The organism is Streptomyces sp. NPDC050508, from assembly GCF_040655155.1.
GTDB lineage: Bacteria > Actinomycetota > Actinomycetes > Streptomycetales > Streptomycetaceae > Streptomyces.
This window is the reverse complement of record NZ_JBFAJJ010000002.1, coordinates 758,486-781,159: the sequence shown is the minus strand read 5'-3', so window position 1 is coordinate 781,159 and position 22,674 is coordinate 758,486. Positions and strand designations below refer to the sequence as shown.

26 protein-coding genes and 1 tRNA gene are annotated in these 22,674 nt (G+C 69.5%); 18 read left to right on the top strand and 9 right to left on the bottom strand.

Features of this window, described 5'->3' with window-relative positions:
* Nucleotides 1–2: 2 nt before the first annotated feature.
* Together AB0I69_RS08815 and AB0I69_RS08810 are read left to right on the top strand one after the other, a co-directional pair.
* On the top strand, nt 3–149 hold the full coding sequence (locus tag AB0I69_RS08815; RefSeq protein WP_363094853.1) for a hypothetical protein: 147 nt from the start codon (nt 3–5) through the stop codon (nt 147–149).
* A gap of 129 nt (nt 150–278) precedes the next feature.
* Nucleotides 279–467, top strand: coding sequence for a YegP family protein (locus tag AB0I69_RS08810; protein WP_363094852.1), 189 nt, complete (start codon nt 279–281; stop codon nt 465–467).
* 53 nt (nt 468–520) lie between these two features.
* Here AB0I69_RS08810 and AB0I69_RS08805 read toward each other — a convergent pair whose 3' ends face one another.
* Entirely contained in the window at nt 521–787 is a 267-nt protein-coding gene (locus AB0I69_RS08805) for a DUF3761 domain-containing protein (protein WP_363094851.1), read from the bottom strand.
* 278 nt (nt 788–1,065) lie between these two features.
* On the opposite strand from AB0I69_RS08805, the gene AB0I69_RS08800 reads away from it, so the two are divergent.
* On the top strand, nt 1,066–1,362 hold the full coding sequence (locus AB0I69_RS08800) for a type II toxin-antitoxin system VapB family antitoxin (RefSeq protein WP_003999914.1): 297 nt from the start codon (nt 1,066–1,068) through the stop codon (nt 1,360–1,362).
* A gap of 145 nt (nt 1,363–1,507) precedes the next feature.
* Complete coding sequence (locus tag AB0I69_RS08795; RefSeq protein WP_363095039.1) at nt 1,508–2,140, top strand: LytR C-terminal domain-containing protein; 633 nt, start codon at nt 1,508–1,510, stop codon at nt 2,138–2,140.
* 108 nt (nt 2,141–2,248) lie between these two features.
* Here AB0I69_RS08795 and upp read toward each other — a convergent pair whose 3' ends face one another.
* Nucleotides 2,249–2,884 carry a uracil phosphoribosyltransferase gene (gene upp / locus AB0I69_RS08790; RefSeq protein WP_200691015.1) on the bottom strand — a complete coding sequence of 212 codons (636 nt, stop codon included), beginning with the start codon at nt 2,882–2,884 and terminating at the stop codon, nt 2,249–2,251.
* A gap of 96 nt (nt 2,885–2,980) precedes the next feature.
* Here upp and AB0I69_RS08785 point away from each other — a divergent pair, with 96 nt between their 5' ends.
* From AB0I69_RS08785 to AB0I69_RS08740, 10 genes are all read left to right on the top strand, one after another.
* Complete coding sequence (locus tag AB0I69_RS08785; protein WP_363094850.1) at nt 2,981–3,175, top strand: hypothetical protein; 195 nt, start codon at nt 2,981–2,983, stop codon at nt 3,173–3,175.
* A gap of 243 nt (nt 3,176–3,418) precedes the next feature.
* Entirely contained in the window at nt 3,419–3,958 is a 540-nt protein-coding gene (locus AB0I69_RS08780; protein WP_363095038.1) for a hypothetical protein, read from the top strand.
* A 56-nt stretch (nt 3,959–4,014) separates the two neighbouring features.
* Nucleotides 4,015–4,446 (top strand): tRNA adenosine(34) deaminase TadA, encoded by a 432-nt coding sequence (gene tadA / locus AB0I69_RS08775; protein ID WP_363094849.1) that lies wholly within the window; start codon nt 4,015–4,017, stop codon nt 4,444–4,446.
* A gap of 68 nt (nt 4,447–4,514) precedes the next feature.
* Nucleotides 4,515–4,599 (top strand) — tRNA-Ser (locus AB0I69_RS08770).
* Between the two features lie 169 nt (nt 4,600–4,768).
* Nucleotides 4,769–4,945, top strand: coding sequence for a hypothetical protein (locus AB0I69_RS08765; RefSeq protein ID WP_363094848.1), 177 nt, complete (start codon nt 4,769–4,771; stop codon nt 4,943–4,945).
* A 29-nt stretch (nt 4,946–4,974) separates the two neighbouring features.
* Entirely contained in the window at nt 4,975–5,268 is a 294-nt protein-coding gene (locus AB0I69_RS08760) for a Dabb family protein (protein WP_363094847.1), read from the top strand.
* Nucleotides 5,269–5,412: 144 nt separating this feature from the next.
* On the top strand, nt 5,413–6,285 hold the full coding sequence (locus AB0I69_RS08755) for an RNA polymerase sigma factor SigF (protein ID WP_078651816.1): 873 nt from the start codon (nt 5,413–5,415) through the stop codon (nt 6,283–6,285).
* 287 nt (nt 6,286–6,572) lie between these two features.
* Complete coding sequence (locus AB0I69_RS08750) at nt 6,573–7,463, top strand: RNA polymerase sigma factor SigF (RefSeq protein WP_019054917.1); 891 nt, start codon at nt 6,573–6,575, stop codon at nt 7,461–7,463.
* Nucleotides 7,464–7,522: 59 nt separating this feature from the next.
* Nucleotides 7,523–8,158, top strand: coding sequence for a hypothetical protein (locus tag AB0I69_RS08745; RefSeq protein WP_363094846.1), 636 nt, complete (start codon nt 7,523–7,525; stop codon nt 8,156–8,158).
* Between the two features lie 22 nt (nt 8,159–8,180).
* Complete coding sequence (locus AB0I69_RS08740; protein ID WP_363094845.1) at nt 8,181–8,624, top strand: GNAT family N-acetyltransferase; 444 nt, start codon at nt 8,181–8,183, stop codon at nt 8,622–8,624.
* A 45-nt stretch (nt 8,625–8,669) separates the two neighbouring features.
* Here AB0I69_RS08740 and AB0I69_RS08735 read toward each other — a convergent pair whose 3' ends face one another.
* Nucleotides 8,670–8,873 carry a hypothetical protein gene (locus AB0I69_RS08735; protein WP_317883654.1) on the bottom strand — a complete coding sequence of 68 codons (204 nt, stop codon included), beginning with the start codon at nt 8,871–8,873 and terminating at the stop codon, nt 8,670–8,672.
* Between the two features lie 207 nt (nt 8,874–9,080).
* Between AB0I69_RS08735 and AB0I69_RS08730 the strand changes: the two genes are divergently transcribed.
* From AB0I69_RS08730 to AB0I69_RS08715, 4 genes are all read left to right on the top strand, one after another.
* Nucleotides 9,081–9,611, top strand: coding sequence for a MarR family transcriptional regulator (locus AB0I69_RS08730; RefSeq protein WP_363094844.1), 531 nt, complete (start codon nt 9,081–9,083; stop codon nt 9,609–9,611).
* A 21-nt stretch (nt 9,612–9,632) separates the two neighbouring features.
* Nucleotides 9,633–12,161, top strand: coding sequence for an MFS transporter (locus AB0I69_RS08725; RefSeq protein ID WP_363094843.1), 2,529 nt, complete (start codon nt 9,633–9,635; stop codon nt 12,159–12,161).
* A 349-nt stretch (nt 12,162–12,510) separates the two neighbouring features.
* A complete protein-coding gene (locus tag AB0I69_RS08720) occupies nt 12,511–13,332 on the top strand; it encodes a YceI family protein (RefSeq protein WP_363094842.1) in 822 nt (273 codons plus the stop codon).
* A gap of 29 nt (nt 13,333–13,361) precedes the next feature.
* On the top strand, nt 13,362–13,832 hold the full coding sequence (locus AB0I69_RS08715; protein ID WP_363094841.1) for a PPOX class F420-dependent oxidoreductase: 471 nt from the start codon (nt 13,362–13,364) through the stop codon (nt 13,830–13,832).
* 15 nt (nt 13,833–13,847) lie between these two features.
* On the opposite strand, the gene AB0I69_RS08710 is transcribed toward AB0I69_RS08715, so the two are convergent.
* From AB0I69_RS08710 to AB0I69_RS08685, 6 genes are all read right to left on the bottom strand, one after another.
* Nucleotides 13,848–14,618, bottom strand: a complete 771-nt coding sequence (locus AB0I69_RS08710) for a TetR/AcrR family transcriptional regulator (RefSeq protein ID WP_363094840.1) — start codon at nt 14,616–14,618, stop codon at nt 13,848–13,850.
* A gap of 119 nt (nt 14,619–14,737) precedes the next feature.
* Nucleotides 14,738–16,207, bottom strand: a complete 1,470-nt coding sequence (locus AB0I69_RS08705) for an MFS transporter (RefSeq protein WP_363094839.1) — start codon at nt 16,205–16,207, stop codon at nt 14,738–14,740.
* A 105-nt stretch (nt 16,208–16,312) separates the two neighbouring features.
* Nucleotides 16,313–18,553, bottom strand: coding sequence for a glycosyltransferase family 39 protein (locus tag AB0I69_RS08700; protein WP_363094838.1), 2,241 nt, complete (start codon nt 18,551–18,553; stop codon nt 16,313–16,315).
* Entirely contained in the window at nt 18,550–20,061 is a 1,512-nt protein-coding gene (locus AB0I69_RS08695; RefSeq protein WP_363094837.1) for a bifunctional glycosyltransferase family 2/GtrA family protein, read from the bottom strand. The genes AB0I69_RS08700 and AB0I69_RS08695 overlap by 4 nt, the downstream gene beginning before the upstream one ends.
* Nucleotides 20,062–20,074: 13 nt before the next feature.
* A complete protein-coding gene (locus tag AB0I69_RS08690) occupies nt 20,075–21,754 on the bottom strand; it encodes a HAMP domain-containing sensor histidine kinase (protein ID WP_363094836.1) in 1,680 nt (559 codons plus the stop codon).
* Nucleotides 21,751–22,491 carry a response regulator transcription factor gene (locus AB0I69_RS08685; RefSeq protein WP_317884636.1) on the bottom strand — a complete coding sequence of 247 codons (741 nt, stop codon included), beginning with the start codon at nt 22,489–22,491 and terminating at the stop codon, nt 21,751–21,753. Before AB0I69_RS08685 ends, AB0I69_RS08690 begins: the two co-directional genes overlap by 4 nt.
* Nucleotides 22,492–22,674: the final 183 nt, after the last annotated feature.

Below are 22,674 nucleotides of genomic sequence, written 5' to 3'. Positions count from 1 at the left end.
CCATGCCCATCGACCCGTACGCGGTCCTGCGCGCCCTGCTGCGCGCGGAGGCCGTACGCAACGCGCCCAAGCCTGCACAGGAACCGACACCGACACCGAAGCCGAAGAACAGCGACTCGCTACGGCCGCTACGGAAGCCGAAACTCTGACCGGCCGACGGAGGCGGTCGCCCGGCCCGGCCACCGCCTCCGCCCCCTCCTCCAGACCTCCCCGGGCTGCGCAGACCCGTAGTCCGGCTTAGCGTCGCTTCAGGGGGCACATCCGAGAGGCGGCACTTCATGACTGGCAAGTTCGAGGTCTACAAGGACAAGGCGGACAAGTACCGGTTCCGGCTGAAGGCGGGCAACGGCGAGATCATCGCGGTCGGCGAGGCGTACGAGAACAAGGCCTCCTGCATGCACGGCATCGAGTCCGTGAAGGCGAACGCCGCCGGCGCTCCGGTGGTCGAGAAGGAACCGACGTCGTAGCCGTGGGACACAGACCGGGCCCCGCCGACGGGGCCCGGTCTCCTTCACTCCGTTCACCGGTACCAGTACTTCACCCCGTGGTGGCGGGAGCACGTACCGGAGAAGTGCTTGCTGTACGAGTACGTGCCGTCCCGGCACTGGGCCGTAGCTCCTTGTGGGTGTGGGGAGTTGGCGTTGCAGGAGCCAACCGTGTGATGTGCGCAGCTTGTGAGGGCAGGCACGGTGGCCGCGTCCGCTGGAGCTGCCGCCGCGAGGGGTACGAAGAACATCGCGCCGGCCGCAGCGAGCGAGGCGAGTCCGGCTCGCGTTCTGGAGAACATGCCGCCTCCCGCCGTTCGGTGGTATATCCAGCGTCACACCAACTCAGCGGTAGCGCGAGCGAGCCGGGTGAGCGACCATGCCGAGCGTCTCGGGGCGGGGACGGGTTCGCGCCGGACGGTGAGTGCAGGTCCTGTGAAGGCGTAGCCCGCGGCGATCGTCTCGCTGTCACTCATATCAGGCCCCTGTTCCCGTTTAGCCCGCTTTGCTACGGCTTTTCCAGCGTCGCACTACGTCGCCATGGCTGCGCCCGGAAGGTCTTGACCGGTAGGCTTTCCGTGTGATCTTCAAGCGCATCGGAAACGGCCGGCCGTACCCCGACCACGGCCGGGAAAGCACCCGGCAGTGGGCGGACGTCGCGCCGCGCCCGGTCCGCCTCGATCAGCTCGTGACGACCAAGGGCCAGCTCGACCTGGAGACCCTCCTCGCCGAGGACTCGACCTTCTACGGCGACCTCTTCGCGCACGTCGTGAAGTGGCAGGGCGACCTGTATCTGGAGGACGGCCTGCACCGCGCGGTCCGCGCCGCGCTGCAGCAGCGCCAGGTGCTCCACGCGCGCGTCCTCGAACTGGACTGAGGCCCGGCCCGAGCCCGACAGAGCCCCGGATCCGTCCGGCGTTGACCCTTTCGGGTTGGACCGGGCGCTGTCGAATGATCATCTAGTAGGCATCACCGCCCAGGCGCACTACGCTGCGCTCATGAGCATGCTGACTCCCCCAGGCATGGGCGGCCAGTACCGGATCACGGGGGACAAGTACCCGCGCATGCGCCGTCCGCGGCGCCGCGGGAGGCTCGTCCTCATGGTGGTCGCCTCCGTCGCCGTACTGGGTGTGGGCGGGTGGGGCACGTTGCAGCTCATCGACGTCTTCACCGGTGGCGGCAAGCAGGCCGCGGCGGCCGGTCCCAAGGCCGACTGCGCGACCAAGGCGAGCCCCTCGGCCAGCACGGGTACGACCACGGACTCCGCCGTTCCGAAGCCCGCCCAGATCACCGTGAACGTCTACAACGCCACGCCCCGCAGCGGCCTCGCCAAGTCGACCGCCGACGAGCTCAAGAAGCGCGGCTTCAAGATCGGCGACGTGGGCAACGCGTCCGCGCAGTGGGACAAGAAGGTCAAGGGCACCGGCGTCCTGCTCGGCCCCGCCGCCTCCCTCGACACCTCGCTGCCGGTCCTCGCCACCCAGCTCACCGGCGCCGAGCGCCGCACCGAGGCCACCCGCAAGGGCAGCACCGTCGACCTGATCATCGGCACCGCCTTCAAGGACCTCACGGCGAAGGCGGCGGCCGACAAGGCCCTGGCCGCGCTTGCCGGACCCGAGCCGACGGCCAGTGCGTCACCGAAGGCGTGCTCGTAGCCGTAGGAGAGCAGCCGTACAAGAGCGGTCGTACGACAACACCCGATTCCCGTACGGCAGGTAAGAGCCGTACGGGAATCGGGTGTTGACGGAGTCTTACTCGGCGTCCTACTCGGCCGCGCCGTAGAGCCGGTCGCCCGCGTCGCCGAGGCCCGGGACGATGTAGCCGTGCTCGTTCAGGCGCTCGTCGACCGAGGCCGTCACGACCGTCACCGGGGTGCCCGCCAGCTCGCGCTCCATGACCTCGACGCCCTCCGGGGCGGCGAGCAGCACTACGGCCGTCACATCGTCGGCGCCGCGCTTGATCAGCTCGCGGATCGCCGCGACCAGGGTGCCGCCGGTGGCCAGCATCGGGTCCAGGACGTACACCTGGCGGCCGGAGAGGTCCTCCGGCATGCGCGTGGCGTACGTGGAGGCCTGGAGGGTCTCCTCGTTGCGCACCATGCCCATGAAGCCCACCTCGGCGGAGGGCAGCAGCCGGACCATGCCGTCCAGCATGCCGAGGCCGGCCCGCAGGATCGGCACGACCAGCGGGCGCGGGTAGGACAGCTTGACGCCGGTGGTCGAGGCGACCGGCGTCGTGATGTCGACCTGTTCGGTGCGCACGTCGCGCGTGGCCTCGTAGGCGAGCAGGGTGACCAGCTCGTCGGCGAGGCGGCGGAAGGTCGCGGAGTCGGTGCGCTGGTCGCGCAGCGTGGTGAGCTTGTGGGCGACCAGGGGGTGGTCGACGACGTGGAGACGCATGTCCACAACAGTAGCCGCCACTCCCTGCCTGCTCGCGCTGGCATCAAACCGCCCGTCCGGGGGAAAGTGGGAGGGACGGAACGGGGTGGTGAACCGATGCCTGACCGTGAGTCCCACGCGGACCCGTCGCAGCCGGACAGCCGGGAGAGCGATGCCGAGCGCAGGCGTCGCCGGGCGCAGTTCCTGCGGGAGCTGACCGAGGCGCGCGAGCTGCGCGACCGGGTCCAGCCCCGCCGCGCCAAGGCCGCCCGGCTGCGCCACGCCATGCGTATGCGCACGTTCCGCTGGTAGTTGAGGCCTGTCTCACAGCACCTTGTAAGCCCAACCGGGTGCGTGTGCACGGCGATCGCCGCGTACGATCCCGCTGGTGGTCGATCAAAACGGGCGGACACAGGGAGCCGAAGACGTCCCCTGAACGCCTTGTTTCTGCCACGATTCCGAGTGGGTGGGGCTCGGAGCACGAGCTCTCCCCGCCCGCAACCTCCGCCGGGGGGACCCCCAACCGGCACACCTATGACCAGTGGGAGAGTCACGGTGTACTTCGCCGCACTGCTCGCGCGCACCGAAGACGGGTGGGAAGCGAGCGACACAGAGCTCGACGATGTCGAGAGCCTGTCGGATCTGGCCGAACTGGCCCGTGAAGCCTCGCCCGAGGACGACACGGTGCTGGTGCTCATCGAGCAGGAGGACGCCTGGTTCGGCGTCGTCCGCATCGACGGCGAGGACGACCCTCGGATCTACGTCTCGGACGCCGCTGCCGCAGCCCGCAGCTCGTACGGCGAGATCCTGCTCACCGACGAGCTGCTCGGACGGGATCCGGACGACGACGATGTCGTCGACCTGGACTCCCTCGACCTCGACGGCACCGAGGACGGTGACGCCGAGGAGGAGGACGACGACGAGGACGGCGCCTCCTCGGCCGAGGCCGTTCCGCACAGCCCGGTCGGTGACCGCCAGATCCTGGACGACCTGGGCGTCGGCGAGAAGGAGCTGCTGCTCCTCGACGCGGACGACGCGCTGAGCTCCATCGCCGAGGCCCTGGGGGCCTCGGAGGTCCTGGAGACCGTCCGCTGACCACCGCACGCACAGAAGGGACTCCGGACCCGGTACGCGACCGCTGGCGGGCCGCGATGCGGCTCGCCCTGGACGAGGCCGGACAGGCCGACCGGGACGGCGACGTCCCGGTCGGCGCGGTCGTACTGTCCCCGGACGCTACGACCGTGCTCGCCACCGGGCACAACGAACGCGAGGCCACCGGCGATCCGACGGCGCACGCCGAGGTCCTCGCGATCCGCAGGGCCGCCGCTCACCTGGGTGAGTGGCGGCTGTCGGGCTGCACCCTGGTGGTCACCCTCGAACCCTGCACGATGTGCGCGGGCGCAATCGTGCAGTCCCGGGTCGACCGGGTCGTCTACGGCGCCCGCGACGAGAAGGCCGGCGCGGCCGGCTCGCTCTTCGACGTCGTACGGGACCGGCGGCTCAACCACCGCCCCGAGGTCATCGAGGGCGTGCTCGCGGACGAGTGCGCGCACCTGCTCACGGAGTTCTTCCGGAACCGGTAGCAGCACCCGTGGCGGGCGGCCGATTACCGATTTCAAACCACGCCCCACCTTGTTGTAAGGTCTCTCTCGGTAGCGTGTCCGAGCGGCCGAAGGAGCTCGCCTCGAAAGCGAGTGTGGCGCAAGTCACCGAGGGTTCAAATCCCTCCGCTACCGCTTCTGAAGGGCCCCGTCGAGAGACGGGGCCCTTCGTGCGTGACACTGGCAAAAGCCCTCCACCTGCGACCCGTTGATGCCCGGCTGATCACAAAAAGGGCCGCGAAGGTTACACTCACCGCCGGCAACAGGGGGCCCACAGGGCACGGACGTCACAGGGGAGGCCGCGATGGCGGTGAACGCGAAGAAGGTCGCCGTCTATGTGCTCGTGGTCTTCGTGGTGTACGTGATCATCACGAAGCCCGCCAAGGCGGCCGACTACGTCCAGATAGGCTTCGAGGGCATATCGGACGCCGCGAAGGCCATCGGCGACTTCATGACCTGGCTGGCCGACGGGGCGCATTAGCGAACAGCCGACCACCCAGGAGCGCGCAGATGATCCGCCACCTCGTCCTCTTCAAGCTCGACGAGGGCGTCGAGCGCGACGACCCGCGCGTCACGGCCGGCGTCGAGGCCTTCCGCCCACTCGGCGACCTGATCGAGGACCTGCGCTTCTGGGAGCTGGGCTGGAACATCAGCGACCGTCCCATCGCCTACGACTTCGCGATCAACTCGGCGGTCGACGACACCGATGCCCTGAAGCGGTACATCGAGCACCCCGCGCACCAGGCCGGCGTCGCGCTGTGGCGCGAGTTCGCCACCTGGGTGATCGCCGACTACGAGGTCTGAGACCCCCCTCTTCAACAGCCCTCCGCCGGAACGGCGGGGGGCTGTTATGCGTCTTATGAACCAATTTGCCATTCAACACGGCGTAACACGGCGATATGCGGTGCTTGCACACAGTGCACATGTGTTGTGATGCTATGACCGCTATTGACGGATGAGTTGACCGATGAAGAGGTGGCGTTGACCGTGTCGGCCAGTACTGCGCCGCCCCAGGAAGTCACGGAAGTCACGGAAGCCCCGCCGGCCGCGCCCCGCAGCCGCGGTGCCGACACCCGGGCCCTCACCCAGGTGCTGTTCGGCCAGCTCAAGGGGCTCCAGCCGGGTACGCCGGAGCACAACCGGGTGCGCGGGGCGCTCATCGAGGCGAATCTCCCGCTCGTGCGCTACGCCGCCGCCCGCTTCCGCTCCCGCAACGAGCCGATGGAGGACGTCGTCCAGGTCGGCACCATCGGTCTGATCAACGCCATCGACCGCTTCGACCCGGACCGGGGCGTGCAGTTCCCGACGTTCGCGATGCCGACCGTCATCGGCGAGATCAAGCGGTACTTCCGTGACAACGTCCGCACGGTCCATGTCCCGCGCCGGCTGCACGAGTTGTGGGTGCAGGTCAACGCGGCGACCGAGGATCTGACGACCGCCTTCGGCCGTACCCCCACCACCGCCGAGATCGCCGAGCGGCTGCGCATCGGCGAGGACGAGGTGCTGTCCTGCATCGAGGCCGGCCGGTCGTACCACGCGACCTCCCTGGAGGCCGCCCAGGAGGGCGACGGACTGCCCGGCCTGCTCGACCGGCTCGGCTACGAGGACCCGGCCCTGGACGGCGTGGAACACCGCGACCTCGTCCGCCATCTCCTCGTCCAACTCCCCGAGCGGGAACAGCGGATCCTCCTGCTGCGCTACTACAGCAATCTCACCCAGTCACAGATCAGCGCGGAACTCGGCGTCTCCCAGATGCATGTCTCGCGGCTGCTCGCCCGCAGCTTCCAGCGACTGCGCTCCGCGAACCGTATCGAGGCGTAGAACCCCGCCGTCCCGGTAACCGAAAGCCCGAGCGACCTGTCACCGGTACGAACGAATCGCTCATGGGACCCTTTCCCGACAGTTCTGCGCTGAAAAGCCGTCAGACCCCCTTTTTCCAGGGCTGTTTCGTAACAGACATGTCGACATGTCACTACAGCGTGTTGCCGACATGTGACATTCTGCGGGAAGCGCGTTTGCCGCGGCTCCGGCTCCGGTATTCAGGTGAAGGCACCGCTCCCCAGACGGGGGCGATCGCCGCGACCGTCCCGCGACCCAAAGGGGGTGGCATGTCCGCAGACCAGGGCAGCTCGAAGGTGCTCACGCTCACCAAGAGCGACGCTGAGCCCGCACTCGACGCCGTTACGGTCCTTGAGGCCGTACCCGCCGTACCGGCCCCGGCCCTCCCGACCACGGGAGCCATCGACACCCGCACCCTGTCCCGCTCCCTCTTCCTGCGGCTCGCCGCACTCGACGAGAACAGCCCCGAGCGTGGTTACGTACGGGACACCCTCATCGAGCTCAACCTCCCGCTGGTGCGTTACGCCTCCGCGCGTTTCCGCTCCCGCAACGAGCCGATGGAGGACATCGTCCAGGTCGGCACGATCGGCCTGATCAAGGCGATCGACCGCTTCGACTGCGAACGCGGGGTGGAGTTCCCGACGTTCGCGATGCCGACCGTCGTGGGCGAGATCAAGCGCTTCTTCCGCGACACGTCGTGGTCGGTGCGCGTCCCGCGTCGCCTGCAGGAGCTGCGGCTGGCCCTGACGAAGGCCAGCGACGAGCTCTCCCAGAAACTGGACCGGTCGCCGACCGTCCCCGAACTCGCCGTGGTCCTGGGCGTGTCCGAGGAGGACGTCGTCGACGGCCTCGCGGTCGGCAACGCCTACACGGCCTCCTCGCTCGACTCCCCGGCCCCCGAGGACGACGGCGGCGAGGGCTCCCTCGCGGACCGCCTCGGCTACGAGGACACGGCCCTGGAGGGTGTGGAGTACCGGGAGTCGCTGAAGCCTCTCCTCGCCAAACTCCCGCCCCGTGAGCGCCGGATCATCATGCTGCGCTTCTTCGCCAACATGACCCAGTCGCAGATCGGCGAGGAGGTCGGCATCTCCCAGATGCACGTCTCCCGGCTCCTCACGCGCACCCTGTCCACCCTGCGCGAGGGCCTGATCTCGGACTGAGGGGTCCGAACGGGAGCCCGAGGGTTCCTATTTGACGGAGTGTCAGCCACCATGGCGCGATGCTTCGTTCGACATGGACAACTGGCCGCCGAGGCGCCCTGTTGGGCGCGTCGGCGGCCGTCGTCTGCGCGACGCTGACCGCGTGCGGAGGCGGCGACTCCGGCGGCGGTTACGTGGCGGTCGGCCCACCCCGGCCATCCACCACGCCGGTCCAGCCGACCGGCAGCGTGACGCTGGTACCGCTGGACACCCCGAAGTCACCTCATCCGACGGGGACTTCAGCACCCGCCCGGTCGCCCTCCCCGTCCGAGGGCGCCAAGTCCGGTCGTAGCAGCACACATTCACCCTCACCGACCCCGACCGCCGTTCCTACGAAGGCTCCCGTCACCCCCGCCGCCCTCAGCTGGGGCGCCCCCGTGCGCGCGGCCACGGACCACCGCTGGTGCGAGGACGTCACCCTGAGCTTCCACAACTCCGGTGGTACCGCGGTGCGTTCGGGCACGGTGAGCTTCGGGACGCACATCATCGGGGCCCTGGGAATCGACTGGGCAACCATCGACTCCACCGAACAGCTCCCGGTACCGATCGCGCCCGGCGCGCGCGAGCAGAAGACCTGGACGGTCTGCGTCGACGCATGGCGGGTACCGCTGGGCATGCACATCGAGACACGGGACGTGTCCGTCCAGTGGAAGTAGCGCGGTCGATAGGCTCCGCGGCATGGACGTTCAGGTGGAGGTCGCCCGCGAGGCGACCCAGGAACTCGTGGACGCTTTCGGCCGGTTGCTGCCGCAGTTGTCCTCGACGGCCGAGCCGCTGGACCGGGCGGCGGTCGGCCGGCTGGTCTCGTGCGCGACGAACACGGTGCTGGTCGCGCGGGCGGAGGGCACGGTCGTCGGCACCCTGACGCTGGTGCTGTTCCCGGCGCCGGCCGGGCTGCGGGGGCGCGTCGAAGATGTGGTCGTCGACAGCGCGGCCCGGGGCCGGGGGATCGCCGCGCTCCTGATCGAGCAGGCGCTGCTGATCGCCCGGGAGGCCGGCGCGCGGACCGTCGATCTCACCTCCCGGCCGGACCGCACCGCGGCGAACCGGCCGTACGAGCGGCTCGGCTTCAGGGTTCGGGAGTCGACGGTCTACCGGTTCCCTGTGGAACCGGCCCGGTAGACCACGGCTCGGGTGGAGCGGTCGGTACTGGTGGAACGGTCCGTCCTACATGACCGCCAGGTAGACCACCGCCGCCACGACGGCCACGGCGACGACGATGCCGATGATCAGGCCGATACGGGGTCCGGCCGAGGCCGTGGGCGCGGCCTGCTGTCGGCCGCCCTGTGGAGTCTCGTCGACGAAGGCACGGAACATCTGGGTGCTGCCGGCGGGGTCGTAGTTGCCCTCGGGGCCCTGGGTGTTTGCCATGGGCCGAGACACTAGCGAATCCCCGGGGGACACCCAAGTGCGGGGCCGGACGCGGCCATTCCCACCTGCGGGTTTACATACCGCAATGCTTGCCTTTGCCAACTTTTTATGCCGCACGCGGTCTTTTTATTTGCCTGTAGCAACCAACCTCTCTTAGTCTCTTATGGTTGCCCTAAGCAACGAACATGGAATGAGCATGGAGGTGAGATGGCCGAGCGGACGCAGTACGAGGAGCTGATGCGTCAGTTCAGTGCCTTCGGCGCCGTACGCAGGGAGCTGGGGCGGATCATGCCGTCCGACTGTCCTGGCGGCTCCGCGGCCGTGCTGACCCTGCTCGACCGGTACGGCGACATGCGCATGAGCAAACTCGCGGAGCTGCTCGCCGTCGACATGTCCGTGACCAGTCGCCATGTCGCGCACGTCGTCGACCGGGGCTGGATCGAACGCTCCCCCGACCCCGCGGACAAGCGCTCCCGCATCCTGCGCCTCACCCCCGGCGGCCGGGTCCAGGTGGGCGAACTCTCCCGGCGGACCGCCCAGTTGCTCGCCGACCGGCTGAGCGACTGGAGCGACGAGGAGGTCGCTCTGCTCATCCAGCTGATGACCCGGCTGCGGGCGAGCTTCGGCGACTGTCGTGCGGCGCCGCTACGGCCCGCCGCCTCCGAAACCCCCCACGCCCCCCACGCCCCCCACGCCCCCCACCACGAACTCGAACACACCACCCGTACACCCGCATAAGCACGGAAGAAAAGGAAGCCCATGGCAACGACCACACCAGCCGGTGTGCGGGCTCACGCCAAGCACGGAGGGGCGTCCCCCGCGGCCCCCGACGGCGCTCCGATGACGCACCGGCAGATCATGGAGGCGCTCTCCGGGCTGCTGCTCGGACTGTTCGCCGCGATCATCTCGTCGACGATCGTCACCAACGCCCTGCCGACGATCATCGGCAGCCTGGGCGGCGGCCAGGAGGCCTACACCTGGGTCGTCACCGCCGCCCTGCTCTCCATGACGGCCTCGGTGCCGCTGTGGGGCAAGATGGCGGACCTGGTCAGCAAGAAGGCCCTGGTCCAGATATCCCTGGTCATCTACATCATCGGCTCGGTCGTCGCCGGCCTCGCGCAGAACCCGGCGATGCTGATCGGCGCCCGCGTCATCCAGGGCCTCGGCGCCGGCGGTCTCTCCGCCCTCGTCCAGGTCGTGATGGCCGCGATGATCTCCCCGCGCGAGCGCGGCCGGTACTCCGGCTACACCGGCGCCACCTTCGCCGTCGCGACCGTCGGCGGCCCGCTGCTCGGCGGCGTGATCACCGACACCTCGTGGCTCGGCTGGCGCTACTGCCTGTTCGTCGGCATCCCCTTCGCGCTGATCGCGCTGGTGGTGCTCCAGAAGACGCTGCACCTCCCGGTCACCAAGCGGAAGGTCAAGGTCGACTGGACCGGCGCCTTCTTCATCACCGCCGCCGCCTCGCTGCTGCTGGTCTGGGTGACCTTCGCCGACGACAAGTACGACTGGCTGTCGTGGCAGACGTACACGATGGTGGGCGGCACGTTCGTGCTCGCGCTGCTGTTCGTGTTCACCGAGACGCGGGCGAGCGAGCCGATCATCCCGCTGCGCCTGTTCCGCAACCGCACGGTCTCGCTCGCTTCCCTGGCCTCGCTGTTCGTCGGCGTCGGCATGTACTCGGGCACGGTCTTCTTCTCCCAGTACTTCCAGCTGGCCCGCGACAAGTCCCCGACGATGTCCGGCGTCATGACGATCCCGATGATCGGCGGCCTGTTCGTCGCGTCGATGGTCTCCGGCCGCTTCATCACCAAGACCGGCCGCTGGAAGGGCTGGCTGGTCGCCGGCGGCCTCTTCCTCACCGCCGGTCTGGGCCTGCTCGGCCTGATGCGCTACGACACCCCGTACTGGGAACTGTCCATCTACATGGCCCTGTTGGGCATCGGCGTCGGCACGATGATGCAGAACCTGGTCCTCTCCACGCAGAACCAGGTCACCCCGAAGGACCTTGGCGCCGCCTCCTCCACGGTGAGCTTCTTCCGCTCGCTCGGCGGCGCGGTCGGCGTCGGCGTGCTCGGCTCGGTCATGTCCGGCCGGATCACGCACTACGCCAAGGACACCGTCGCCTCCCTCGACCCGCAGTCGCAGGCCGCCGCCGCCAAGGCCGTCGGCAGCAGCGCCCTGCCCGACATGGACGCCCTCCCGAGCACGGTCCGCACCTGGCTGGAGAGCGCCTACGGCCACGGCATCGCCGACGTGTTCCTGTACGCGGCCCCCTTCGCCCTCATCTCCTTCATCGTCGTCATGTTCATCAAGGAGGTCCCGCTGCGGACCTCCGGCGGGCTGGCCCAGGCGGCCGAGGAAGCCGTGGGCGTGCTGGACGCGGCCGAGGTCCCCGCGCCGGCCGAGCAGAAGGTCCCCAGCTGGGCGACCGAAGGTACCGAGCAGCAACTCGCCGCCGTGGCAACGGTGGTGGAGAAGGAGACCGCACCCGTGACCGCATCCGACTCCACACCCGTCTCGGGTGGGATTCCCGTCCGGGGCTTCGTCCGCGGCGCCGAGAGCGCGCCCGTCCCGCAGGCCGCCGTCACCCTGATCTCCCTCGGGGGACGCCAGTTGGGCCGCTCGGTCACCCAGGCGGACGGCTCCTACGCGCTGGACGCGCCGAGCGTCGGCTCGTACGTGCTGATCGCCTCCGCCGACGGCTTCCAGCCGCAGGCGTCCACGGTCGTGGTCAACGGCGCCGAACCGGTGTCGTACGACGTGCTGTTGAGCGGTACCAGCGGTCTGAACGGGCTCGTCCGGGCGGCCGAGACGGGGCTGCCCGTCAAGGACGCGATGGTCATCGTGACGGACGTGCGCGGCGACCTGCTGTCCACCGGAATCACCGGTGAGCAGGGCGAGTTCGCGTTCGCCGAGCTGGTGCCGGGTGCCGTGACCCTCGCGGTGAACGCCGCCGGGTACCGGCCGCGCGCGCTGCCCGTCGAGGTCGGCGGCACCGGCGTCACCCGGGTCGAGATAGACCTCGACTCCGGCGCCCAGGTCCAGGGCGTCGTCCGCGCCCCGCACGGCCCGCTGGCCGACGCCCGCGTCACCCTCGTGGACGCGGCGGGCAACGTGGTCGGCACCGCCACCACCGGTTCGGACGGGGCGTACGCCTTCACCGACCTGAGCGGCGGCGAGTACACGGTGATCGCGACGGGCTACCCGCCGGTCGCGACCGCCCTCACGGTGAACGGCCGCGGAGCCGACGGCCACGACATCGAACTCGCCCACCCGGGCGAGTAGGACCTGCCCGGCGGGCCTGGCCGGTTCGGGGCAACGGTGCCTTATCAGCAGGGCCGAGCGGGGTCTGGTGCGTGCAGCTGCAAGGCGGAGGAGGGAGGCGACGCGATGGGGGTCCCCCCGCGCGAGGTCGTTCGAGCGTGGGGGAGTCGGCGACCGACGACAACGCCGCTGGGGGTCCCCCCACGCCTTTAAGGCAGTGGGGGAGTGCGTGCCAGACCCCGCGACCCCGGCCAGGTCCGCCGGGGAGGTCCTGCGTTGATACCCCGGCCTGCGCAACGCGTCCCGAGCGGAGATGTGTTGCGCAGGCCGGTCTCATTTGTACGGCTGTACGGCAAGGAGTTAGAGGGACATGGGACTGACCGCGAAGATCCGTACCCGCGACGGATGGGCCGTGTCGCACGCGGTCGTCACGGTGACCGACATGACCGGGGCACAGGTGCTGCGGGCCGAGGCGGACGTGGAGGGGGCGGTGCGGGACGTGAACCCGCTGACGCCCGGGCCGTACACCGTGATCGTCACGGCCGTCGGGTACGCGCCCGCCGCCGCCACCGCGATCGTCACCGCGAGCGGCCGGGCCGAGGTCGGCACGGTGACGCTGGCGCGGCAAGGGGGTACGGAACTGCCACCGCCCGGGCCCTGGACCGTCGACCCCGCCCACTCCACGGTCGGCGCCGTCGCCCAGCACCTGGGCATCTCCAGCGTGCGCGGCCGTTTCACCGACTTCACCGCCACGGTCGAGATCGCGCCCGACGACATCGCCAAGTCCCGTGTGGAGGCGGTCATTCGGGCCGCGTCCATCGACACCGGCAACGGCATGCGCGACGACCACCTGCGCTCGGCCGACTTCCTGGACGTGGCCCGCTACCCGGAGATCACCTACTCCTCGACGGGTCTGACCCCGGCCGGCTCCGACCGCTGGACCGTCTCCGGCGAACTCACCCTCCACGGTGTCGTACGGCCCGTCGCCCTCGACCTCGCCTACCTCGGCACCGGCGCCGACCCCTGGGGCGGCACGCGGGCCGCGTTCCGGGCGACCACGGAACTGCACCGCGAGGACTTCGCGATGAACTACAACCAGGTCGTCCAGGCGGGCATCGCGGCGATCGGTACGACGCTCAGGGTCGAGCTGGACATCCAGGCGGTGCAGGGGGAGGCGCTGCCGCAGGCGTGAGCGGGTGAGGTGCGCCTAGGCTGCTCAGCATGGCTTCGAACATCGCGAGCAACACCTCCGTGTCCCTGGACGAACTGCTGGACTTCGTACGACCCCGGCACCGGGCGATCCTGCTGACCCGCCGGGCCGACGGCAGCCCGCAGGCCTCGCCGTTGACCTGCGGGGTCGACGACTCCGGGCGGATCGTCGTCTCCACCTACCCCGAGCGCGCCAAGACCCGCAACGCGAAGCGGGATCCGCGGGTCAGCCTGGTCATCCTGAGCGACGAGTGGAACGGGCCGTGGGTCCAGATCGACGGCACGGCCGAGGTCATCGACTCGCCGGAGTCCGTGGAACCGCTCGTCGAGTACTTCCGGAACATCTCGGGGGAGCATCCGGACTGGGACGAGTACCGCGCGGCGATGGTGAAGCAGGGCAAGTCGATCATCCGCATCACTCCGGAGCGGTGGGGTCCGGTGGCGACGGGGGGCTTCCCGGCGCGACTGGCCACCGGCGACTAGAGCTCGTAAGGGAGTTCAACCCCTTTTCACCATCGCCTCGATGCCCGCCACCAGCAGGTCCAGGGCGAAAGTGAAGTCCCGGTTCATCATCTCCGCGACCGTGTCGCCGCCCCGGGCCGCCATGAGTTTCTTGGACTCCTCCACGACCTCGGCGGTCGTCGGGGCCCCGTCGAACGTCGTCATGGCGTGCCGGAAGTAGTCGTCGGGGGTCATTCCGGTGTCGGCGACGCGGGCGAAGAAGTGGCCCTCGATCGTGCCGTAGCCGTACACGAACTGGAAGACGGCCGAGATCGCCCCCGTCAGCCCGTGGTCCGGCAGCCCCGTGCGCCGGATCACTCGCTGGACGACGCGGGAGAAGGACAGGTTGTTCGGCCCGATGTTGAGAAACGTCCCGGCGAGCGGCGACAGCCAGGGGTGCCGGACGAGCAGGGTCCTGTACTCCGTCGCCAGCATGCGGAGTTGGTCCCGCCAGTCCTCGCCGCCAGCCTCCGGATCGGGCAACCGCAACTCCCCGAAGACGGCATCCAGGGCGAGTTCGAGGAGATCGTCCTTGGTGTCGACGTACCAGTAGACGGACATCGCCGTCACATTCAGCTCTGCCGCGAGCCTCCGCATGGAGAACTTGGTCAGACCCTCGGCGTCCAGCAGCCGTACGGTGACTTCGGTGATGCGGGTGCGGTCGAGGCCGGGTTGGCCTCCGCCGCCGCGTCCGCCCCGGCGCGTCTTCGTCTCAAGCCAGACACTGGTGCGCGCGGAACGCCCTGACGGCGAGCTTGTCTTGGCCATGGCGAACCTTCCTCAACATCCAAATCCCGGCCACTCTAGGCGCCCCCATAGGGGCGCGGGGAACTGCGCGACCAGCCACAACGCGCCCGCAGCCGCCAACGCACACCCCGCCACCCGAGCTACTGGGCGACCACCACCCCCGAGTCTGCCCGCTCCGCCCGCCACAACAACGCCGCCGCAAGCAACCCCCCGGTCAAGACAGCGACCGCCCCCACCAACTGACTGACCTCCAGCCCGGCAGAGAAGGAATCGGTCACCTTCTGCCTCTCCTCAGCCGAGGACGCCGCCGCCAAGCCGACCGGCAGGGACACCGCCGGGAACCGAGAACTCAGCACCGCACCGAGAACGGCGACCCCCAACCCGTTCCCGAACTCCCCCAACGTGCCGTTGACCCCGGCTCCGACCCCCGCCTTCTCCGGCGGAATCGCACTCATGATCGCGTGAGCCATCGCCGGGTTGGCAATCGCCGCCCCCGCCCCGATCAACACCAGCCCCACCAAAGTCCCCGCATAGCTGCCGGTGGCGAGCGACGCGATCGACACCAGCCCCGCCGACATCAACATCATCCCCAGCGCGATGGCCCGCGGAGCGCCAAGTCGCGCCGTCCACTTCGCCGCCATCCCCGAGAAGTTGAGCGCGACGATCACCAGGGCGAGCGGCGCCGTACGGACACCCGCCTCCAACGGGCCGTAGCCGAGGACGAATTGGAGGTGCTGGGTGAGCAGGAAGAGTGAGCCGGCCATGCCGAAGGTGATCAGGACGACCCCGGTGACCGCGCCCGTGAAGCGGCGGTCGCGGAAGAAGTCCAGGTCGAGCATGGGGTACGGGACACGGTTCTCCCAGTACGCGAAGGCCGCGAGGACTACGACCGCCACCGCCAACGTGAGCAGGACCCGCCCGGACGTCCAGCCGTGCGCCGGGCCGGAGATGATCGCGTAGACCAGCGCGGCCATGCCGATGGTGGAGAGCAGGGCGCCCAGGAGGTCGGGGCGGTCGCCGCGCGGGTTCTTCGACTCGGGGACGAGGGCCACCGCCGCGACCAGGGCCAGCGCGGCGACCGGGAGGTTGATCAGGAAGATCGCGCCCCACCAGAAGTGGTTGAGCATGAAGCCGCCGAGGAGCGGGCCGGTCGCGAAGCCGAGGGCGTTGACGGCGGCCCAGATGCCGATCGCCTTCGGCTGTTCCTCGGGGGTGAAGATCTGCATCACTACAGCGAGGGTGGTCGTGATGAGCAGCGCCCCGCCCACCCCCATACCGGCCCGCGCGGCGATCAACTGCCCTGTGGAGTCGGCGAGTCCGGCGATCAGCGAGCCCGCGCCGAACAGCACTAGACCCGTGATCAGCATCTTCTTGCGGCCGTAGCGGTCGGCCGCGCTGCCCGCGGTGAGGAGGAGTCCGGACTGTACGAGCGAGTACGCGTTGATCATCCACTGGATGTCCGCGGTGCTCGCGTCGAGTTCGCGGGTGAGCGACGGGATCGCGACGTTCAGAACCGTGTTGTCGAGCAGCACGGTGAGCTGGGCCAGGCAGATGACTCCGAGCACGATCCAGCGCTTCGGGTGGCCCTGGAGGCCTGGGGAAGTCGGCATGTTGTACACCGTAGAACAGTTCCTATACGGCGTACAACAGAGATCTCGCGGACATGAAGAGGGGCGGTGACCGTGTGGTCACCGCCCCTGCTCAGTGGAGAACCGTCAGCTGCTCGTCTTCTGCGTCAGGTCGTAGAAGGTGGCCGAACCGACCGTCACCTTCTTGTAGTTCTTCTCGACCCACGACGTGATCTGCGAGGAGCTGCCCGTGCTGCTGCCGCCCATGCCGGTGCCGCCCGAGATGAAGTAGTGGATCTTGCCGTCCGCCACGTACTTCTGGAACTGGGCCAGCGTCGGCGACGGGTCGGTGCCGTTGAAGCCGCCGATCGCCATCACCGGGTCACCGGTGGCGAGTTGGTAGCTCGCGGCGTTCTGGGAACCGATGGACGCGGCGACCCAGGTGTACCTGCTCGCGTCCGTCTGGAGCAGCTTCTTGGCCGCGGAGGTGACCGTCGCGCCGTTGAGCAGGCCGCCGACGCCACCGCCGCCGCCCATGCCGCCGCCGTCGCCGGTCCGGCCGCCGAAGCCGCCGCCCTGGTTCTGGGTCGTACCGCCGCCACCGGGTGTGGTGCCGGTGCCGCCGCCGGGCATCGTGCCGCCGCCCGGGAAGCCGCCGCCCTGGTTCTGGGTGGTGCCGCCGCCCTGCTGACCGGGCACCGTGCCCGTGCCGCCGGTGCGGTTGCCGCCGCCGAAGCCGCCGCGGCCACCGCCCGGACCGCCGCCGCCACCCATCATGCTCGCGCCGGCCGGACCGGCCGTCGGGATGGAGCCGGTGTGCGCGGAGTTGACCGTGGAGAGGGTGTACGCCGCAGGACCGGCGATACCCGCCACGATGCTCAAGCCGACTGCCGCGAGGGCGAGTTGGCGGCCGATCTTCGCGACGAAGACCAGGCCGAGCGCGCCGGCCAGGGCGCCGATGAGGACCAGCCACTTCAGCCAGGGCAGGTAGTCGGGGGTGCGGTTGAGGAGGACGTAGCCCCACACGCCCGCGGCAACTACCGCCGCCGCGAGGGTGATCGACGCCCAGATCTCGCTGCGCTTCTCCCACAGGGAACCGGCGCCGATGCCGATGACGGCGGCCATGTAGGGGGCCAGCGCGATCGTGTAGTACTGGTGGAAGATGCCGGCCATGTAGCTGAAGACGACAAGGGTCGTCACCAGCGAGCCGCCCCACACGAGCATCGAACTGCGCCTGACCGACGTGCGGTTGAGCTTGCGCGTGGCCACCAGGCCCGCGACGAGGAGGATCAGCGCGGTGGGCAGCAGCCAGGAGATCTGGCTGCCGATCTCGGAGTTGAACATGCGGTTCCAGCCGGTGGCACCCCACATGCCGGTGCCCGTGCCGCCGCCTCCGCCGCCGACGCTGCCGGTCTCGTCGCCGCTGAGGCGGCCGAACCCGTTGTAGCCGAAGGTCAGTTCAAGGAAGCTGTTGTTCTGCGAGCCGCCGATGTAGGGGCGCGAGGACGCCGGCCACAGCTCGACGAGCGCGACCCACCAGCCGGCCGCGACGACCAACGCGCCGGTGGCCAGGCCCAGTTGGGCGAACCTCTTCTTCACGCTCACCGGCGCGCACACCGCGTACACGATGGCCAGCGGCGGCAGGATCAGGAAGGCCTGCAAAGTCTTCGACAGGAACGCGAAGCCGATCGCGACTCCGGCCCACACCAGCCACTTCGTACGGCCGTCCTCCAGGGACCGGACGACGAGGTAGCAGGCGGCGGCCATCAGCAACGCCAGTGCCGCGTCAGGGTTGTTGAAGCGGAACATCAGCGCGGCGACCGGGGTGAGCGCCAGCACGGCGCCCGCGATCAGACCGGCCTGGGGGCTGTGCCGACGCCGTACCGCCGCGTAGACGACCGCGACCGTGCCGACGCCCATGAGGACCTCGGGGACCAGGATCGCCCACGAGTTGAGGCCGAAGATGCGGACCGAGATCTCCATCGGCCACAGGAACGCCGAGGGCTTGTCGACGGTGATCGCGTTGCCCGCGTCGAGCGAGCCGAACAGGAACGCCTTCCAGCTCTTGCTGCCGGCCTGAACGGCCGCCGAGTAGAAGGAGTTGGAGTAGCCGGACGCGCTCAGGTTGTAGAGGTAGAGCAGGCCCGTCGCGAGCAGCATGCCCCAGAACGCGGGGCGCACCCAGCGCGGGTCCTCGGGCCGGCCGCGCCACAGACGGCGCCCGAGCGGCTGCTTGGGCTCACCAGCCTGGGGGGCCAGGGTGTCCGCAGGCGCCACCGGCTCGTGTACGGCCGTGTCTCTGCCGGTGTCGCTGTCACCGGTAGGCGGCCCCCAGGACGAGGGACTGCCTCCTCCCGGGTAGGTCGTCTGATCGGTGTCGGTGGTCATCGGGGATCCCTCGGATCGGTGTCGTGGGGACGCACCGGCTGCAACTGCATCGTCGCGTCCCTCCAGGTGCCGTCCGCGGCTTCACCGGCGCGGAACTGGGTGGTGTTCGGGGTGGTGTCGTACGCGCCCTGCTGCGGCTGCGGGTGACGCTGGGGCAGCGGGGCGTACGCACCGGGGTACTGCGGGTTCTGCGGGTGCTGCGGCGCCGTCGAATAGGTCGGCGACGAAGGGGAGTTGAGGGCTGCGACCGTCGAGTCGTCGGCGCTGTCGCCGCGGTCCGGGAACACCCAGGCGCGGAAGAGCAGGAAGCGCAGGACCGTCGCCGCGAGGTTGGCGGCCACCAGGACCGCGAGTTCGGTGGAGTGCGCCGGGTTACTGCTGGCCGCGTTCAGGGCGGCGAGGGAGCCACTGGTCAGCGCGAGGCCGATGGCGAAGACGACGAGGCCCTGGGCCTGGTGGCGGACGGCGCCGCCCCGGCCGCGGACCCCGAAGGTCAGTCTGCGGTTCGCGGCGGTGTTGGCGACCGCCGAGACCAGCAGGGCCAGCGCGTTGGCGACCTGTGAGCCGCCGAACTGCCGGAAGAGGCTGTAGAGGACGAGGTAGAAGAGGGTGGAGAGACCGCCGACCACGCAGAACCCGACGAGCTGGCGGGCCAGCCCCTTGGGCACGTCCTGGATGTCGCGGTCGCGCGGGTCGTCGCCGAAGGGCCGCGTGACGCGGTCGAGCGGCAGCGAACCGGAGGCCAGGGCCTTGCCCACGCGCCACACTCCCTTCAGGTCCTCGGTCGCCGTCCTGACGATGTGGACGGTCGAGTTCGGGTCGTCGACCCAGTCGACCGGCACCTCGTGGATACGGAGTCCGGCACGCTCGGCCAGCACCAGCATCTCGGTGTCGAAGAACCAGCCGGTGTCCTCGACGAGCGGCAGCAGCGCCTGGGCCACATCACGCCGGATCGCCTTGAATCCGCACTGGGCGTCCGAGAAGCGGGCCTGGAGCGAGCCGCGCAGGATCAGGTTGTAGGTCCGGCTGATGAACTCGCGCTTGGCGCCACGCACGACACGCGACGAGCGGGCCAGCCGGGAACCGATCGCCAGGTCGGAGTGACCCGAGATCAGCGGCGCCACCAGGGGAAGCAGCGCGTTGAGGTCGGTGGAGAGGTCGACGTCCATGTAGGCGAGGATCGGGGCGTCCGAGGCGGACCAGACGGTGCGCAGTGCTCGACCGCGCCCCTTCTGCTCCAGCCGGAAGGACTTGACCTCCGGGATGTCCGACTCCAGCCGCGCGGCCACCTGAGGGGTGGTGTCGATCGACGCGTTGTCCGCGATGGTGATGCGGAACGCGTACGGGAACGTGCGCTTGAGGTGCTCGTGCAGTCTGAGCACACATGGCTGGAGGTCCTTCTCCTCGTTGTAGACGGGGATCACTACGTCCAGGACAGGCGTACCGGCGTCTCCGGCCGGGAGGTGCTCCCGCGCCGGCAGGGTGCCGGGAGAAGAGTCGGTTCGCATGCACCGACTCTCCTCAAGCGCCCTGTTGCACCCATGTGGTGGCACTGTGCTGTGCCTGTGAGTGCGATTGCCAATTCGTTTCGGGGGCGGGCGTGGGCACAGCCGGTGCAAGCGCGGGCAGATGCACGGTGAACACCGTGCGTCCGGGAACACTGTCCACGGTGACCGCGCCGCCGTGTGCGGTCGCGACCGCCTGCACGATGGCGAGGCCCAGACCCGTCGAACCCGTCGACCGGGAACGCGCCGTGTCGCCGCGCGCGAACCGCTCGAAGACATGCGGCAGCAAATCGGGCGGAATGCCCTGGCCGTTGTCCTCGACGTCCACGCACATCCACGGTCCGCGTCTCTGCACGCGGGCGGTGATCGTCGTGCCGGGTGGTGTGTGCTTGCGGGCGTTGCCGAGCAGATTGACCAGCACCTGCTGGATACGGGCCGCGTCCGCCGACACGAGGGCCGGTTCGTCGGGCAGGTCGAGCCGCCAGTTGTGGCCCATGCCGGCCGCGCGCGAGTCGCTGATGGTGTCCACGACGAGCGGGATGAGGTCGGTCTGGTCGAACTGGAGCGGTCTGCCCGCGTCGAGCCGGGCGAGGAGCAGCAGATCCTCCACGAGGAGGGTCATGCGGCCGGCCTCGGACTCGATCCGGCCGAGGGCGTGCTTGGTGTCGGGGCCGGTCTGTTCGCGCCCGCGACGGGTCAGCTCGGCGTAACCGCGGATCGAGGCGAGCGGTGTCCGCAGCTCGTGACTGGCGTCCGCGACGAACTGCCGTACCCGCATCTCGCTCTGCTGGCGTGCGTGCAGGGCGCCGTGCACGTGGTCGAGCATCCGGTTGAGCGCGGCGCCCACCTGGCCGACCTCGGTGTGCGGGTCGGTCTCGGACTCGGGGACACGCTCGTTGAGGGTGACTTCGCCGGTGTGCAGGGGGAGTTCGGAGACCCGGGTGGCGGTGGCGGCGACGCGGCGGAGGGGGCGGGTGGCTACGCCGACGAGGACGTAGCCGGCGATGGCGGCGGCCACCAGGCCGGCACCGGTGACGCTGAGCTCGACCAGGATGAGGGTGTTGACGGTGTTGGCGACATCCGTGGTCGGCAGGGCGACGTACAGACCCTCGCTGCTGTTGTCCGGGATCGAGGCGTACTTGACGAGATAGTCACCGAGACCGGGGATGGTCACGGTGTGTGCCTTGCCGTCCTTCGCCACGGACGCGAGGGCCTGCTTCTGCGCCGTGTTGAGAGCCGGGGTGGCCATCCCGTTGCCCACGCCGGAGCTGTCGGTCTTCGGCAGACTGTAGGACGCGGTGACGATCGCGCCCTTCTTCACATAGGCGGCGACGGCCTTCTCCTGCGTCGGACCGCTGCTGGTGAGGACCCTGTTGACCTTCGCTGCCGGCGTCTGGACGGGAAGGGGATCCTTCCCGGAAGCAGTGGAGGTGGTGGAGGACGAGCCGTTCTGGTTCTCCGGAGGTGCCTCGTTCGGGTTGCCCTGCGGGCGGCCCACGGCACGGATGGCCGCGTCCGTCACCTTGCCCTCAAGCTGCTGGTACAGGTGCGACTGCAACGCGACAGTCGTCACCGTACCGATCACCGCACACACCACCGCGATCAGCGTCACGGACGCGACGACGAGCCGGGTCCGCAGGGTGCGCGGCTTACCCGCTCGTTTCTTCTGCGCACGCGGCCGTCGTCGCCCGCTCATGAGGCCGCGGGCTTGATCAGGTAACCGGCACCGCGCCGGGTGTGGATCATCGGCTCACGTCCCGCGTCGATCTTGCGGCGGAGGTACGAGATGTAGAGCTCGACCACATTGGCCTGCCCACCGAAGTCGTACGACCACACACGGTCGAGGATCTGTGCCTTGCTGAGTACACGACGGGGATTACGCATCAGGAACCGCAACAGCTCAAACTCGGTGGCGGTGAGGTGGATGCCGTCCCCGGCCCGCGACACCTCGTGGCTGTCCTCGTCGAGGGTGAGGTCACCCACGACCAGCACGGAGTCCGAGCGGCGGTCGGCCGCACCTGACCGGCGGATCAGTCCGCGCAGCCGGGCCACGACCTCTTCGAGGCTGAAGGGCTTGGTGACGTAGTCGTCGCCGCCGGCGGTGAGCCCGGCGATACGGTCCTCGACGGCGTCCTTCGCGGTCAGGAACAGAACCGGAACGTCCGGCAGCTCCCGGCGCAGCCGGCCCAGGACGGTCAGGCCGTCCATGTCGGGCAGCATCATGTCGAGAACGACGGCGTCGGGCCGGAACTCGCGCGCGGTCTGGATCGCGCCGGTCCCGTCACCCGCACTACGGATCTGCCATCCCTCATAGCGAAGGGCCATGGACAGCAGCTCGGTGATCGACAGCTCGTCGTCCACCACAAGCACTCGGACGGGGCTCCCGTCCGGCCTCAGCAGTTCGGTGCGCCCCTGGGGCGAGGTCGTGGTCATAGTGGACACCTTGTCGGGGTCCCCTAAGAACACGCTTTCCGGAGTCTGTGATTTTCCTGAGAAACTCACAGGGGCCTCTCAGGGAACGCCTTGGAACCGCTTGCCCCGCACTCATCCGCCGGTCATGGAACCGTGCATCCCCCCTGGTGCCCGCCCCGGCCTCCCCCTGTATCCGCACGTTCC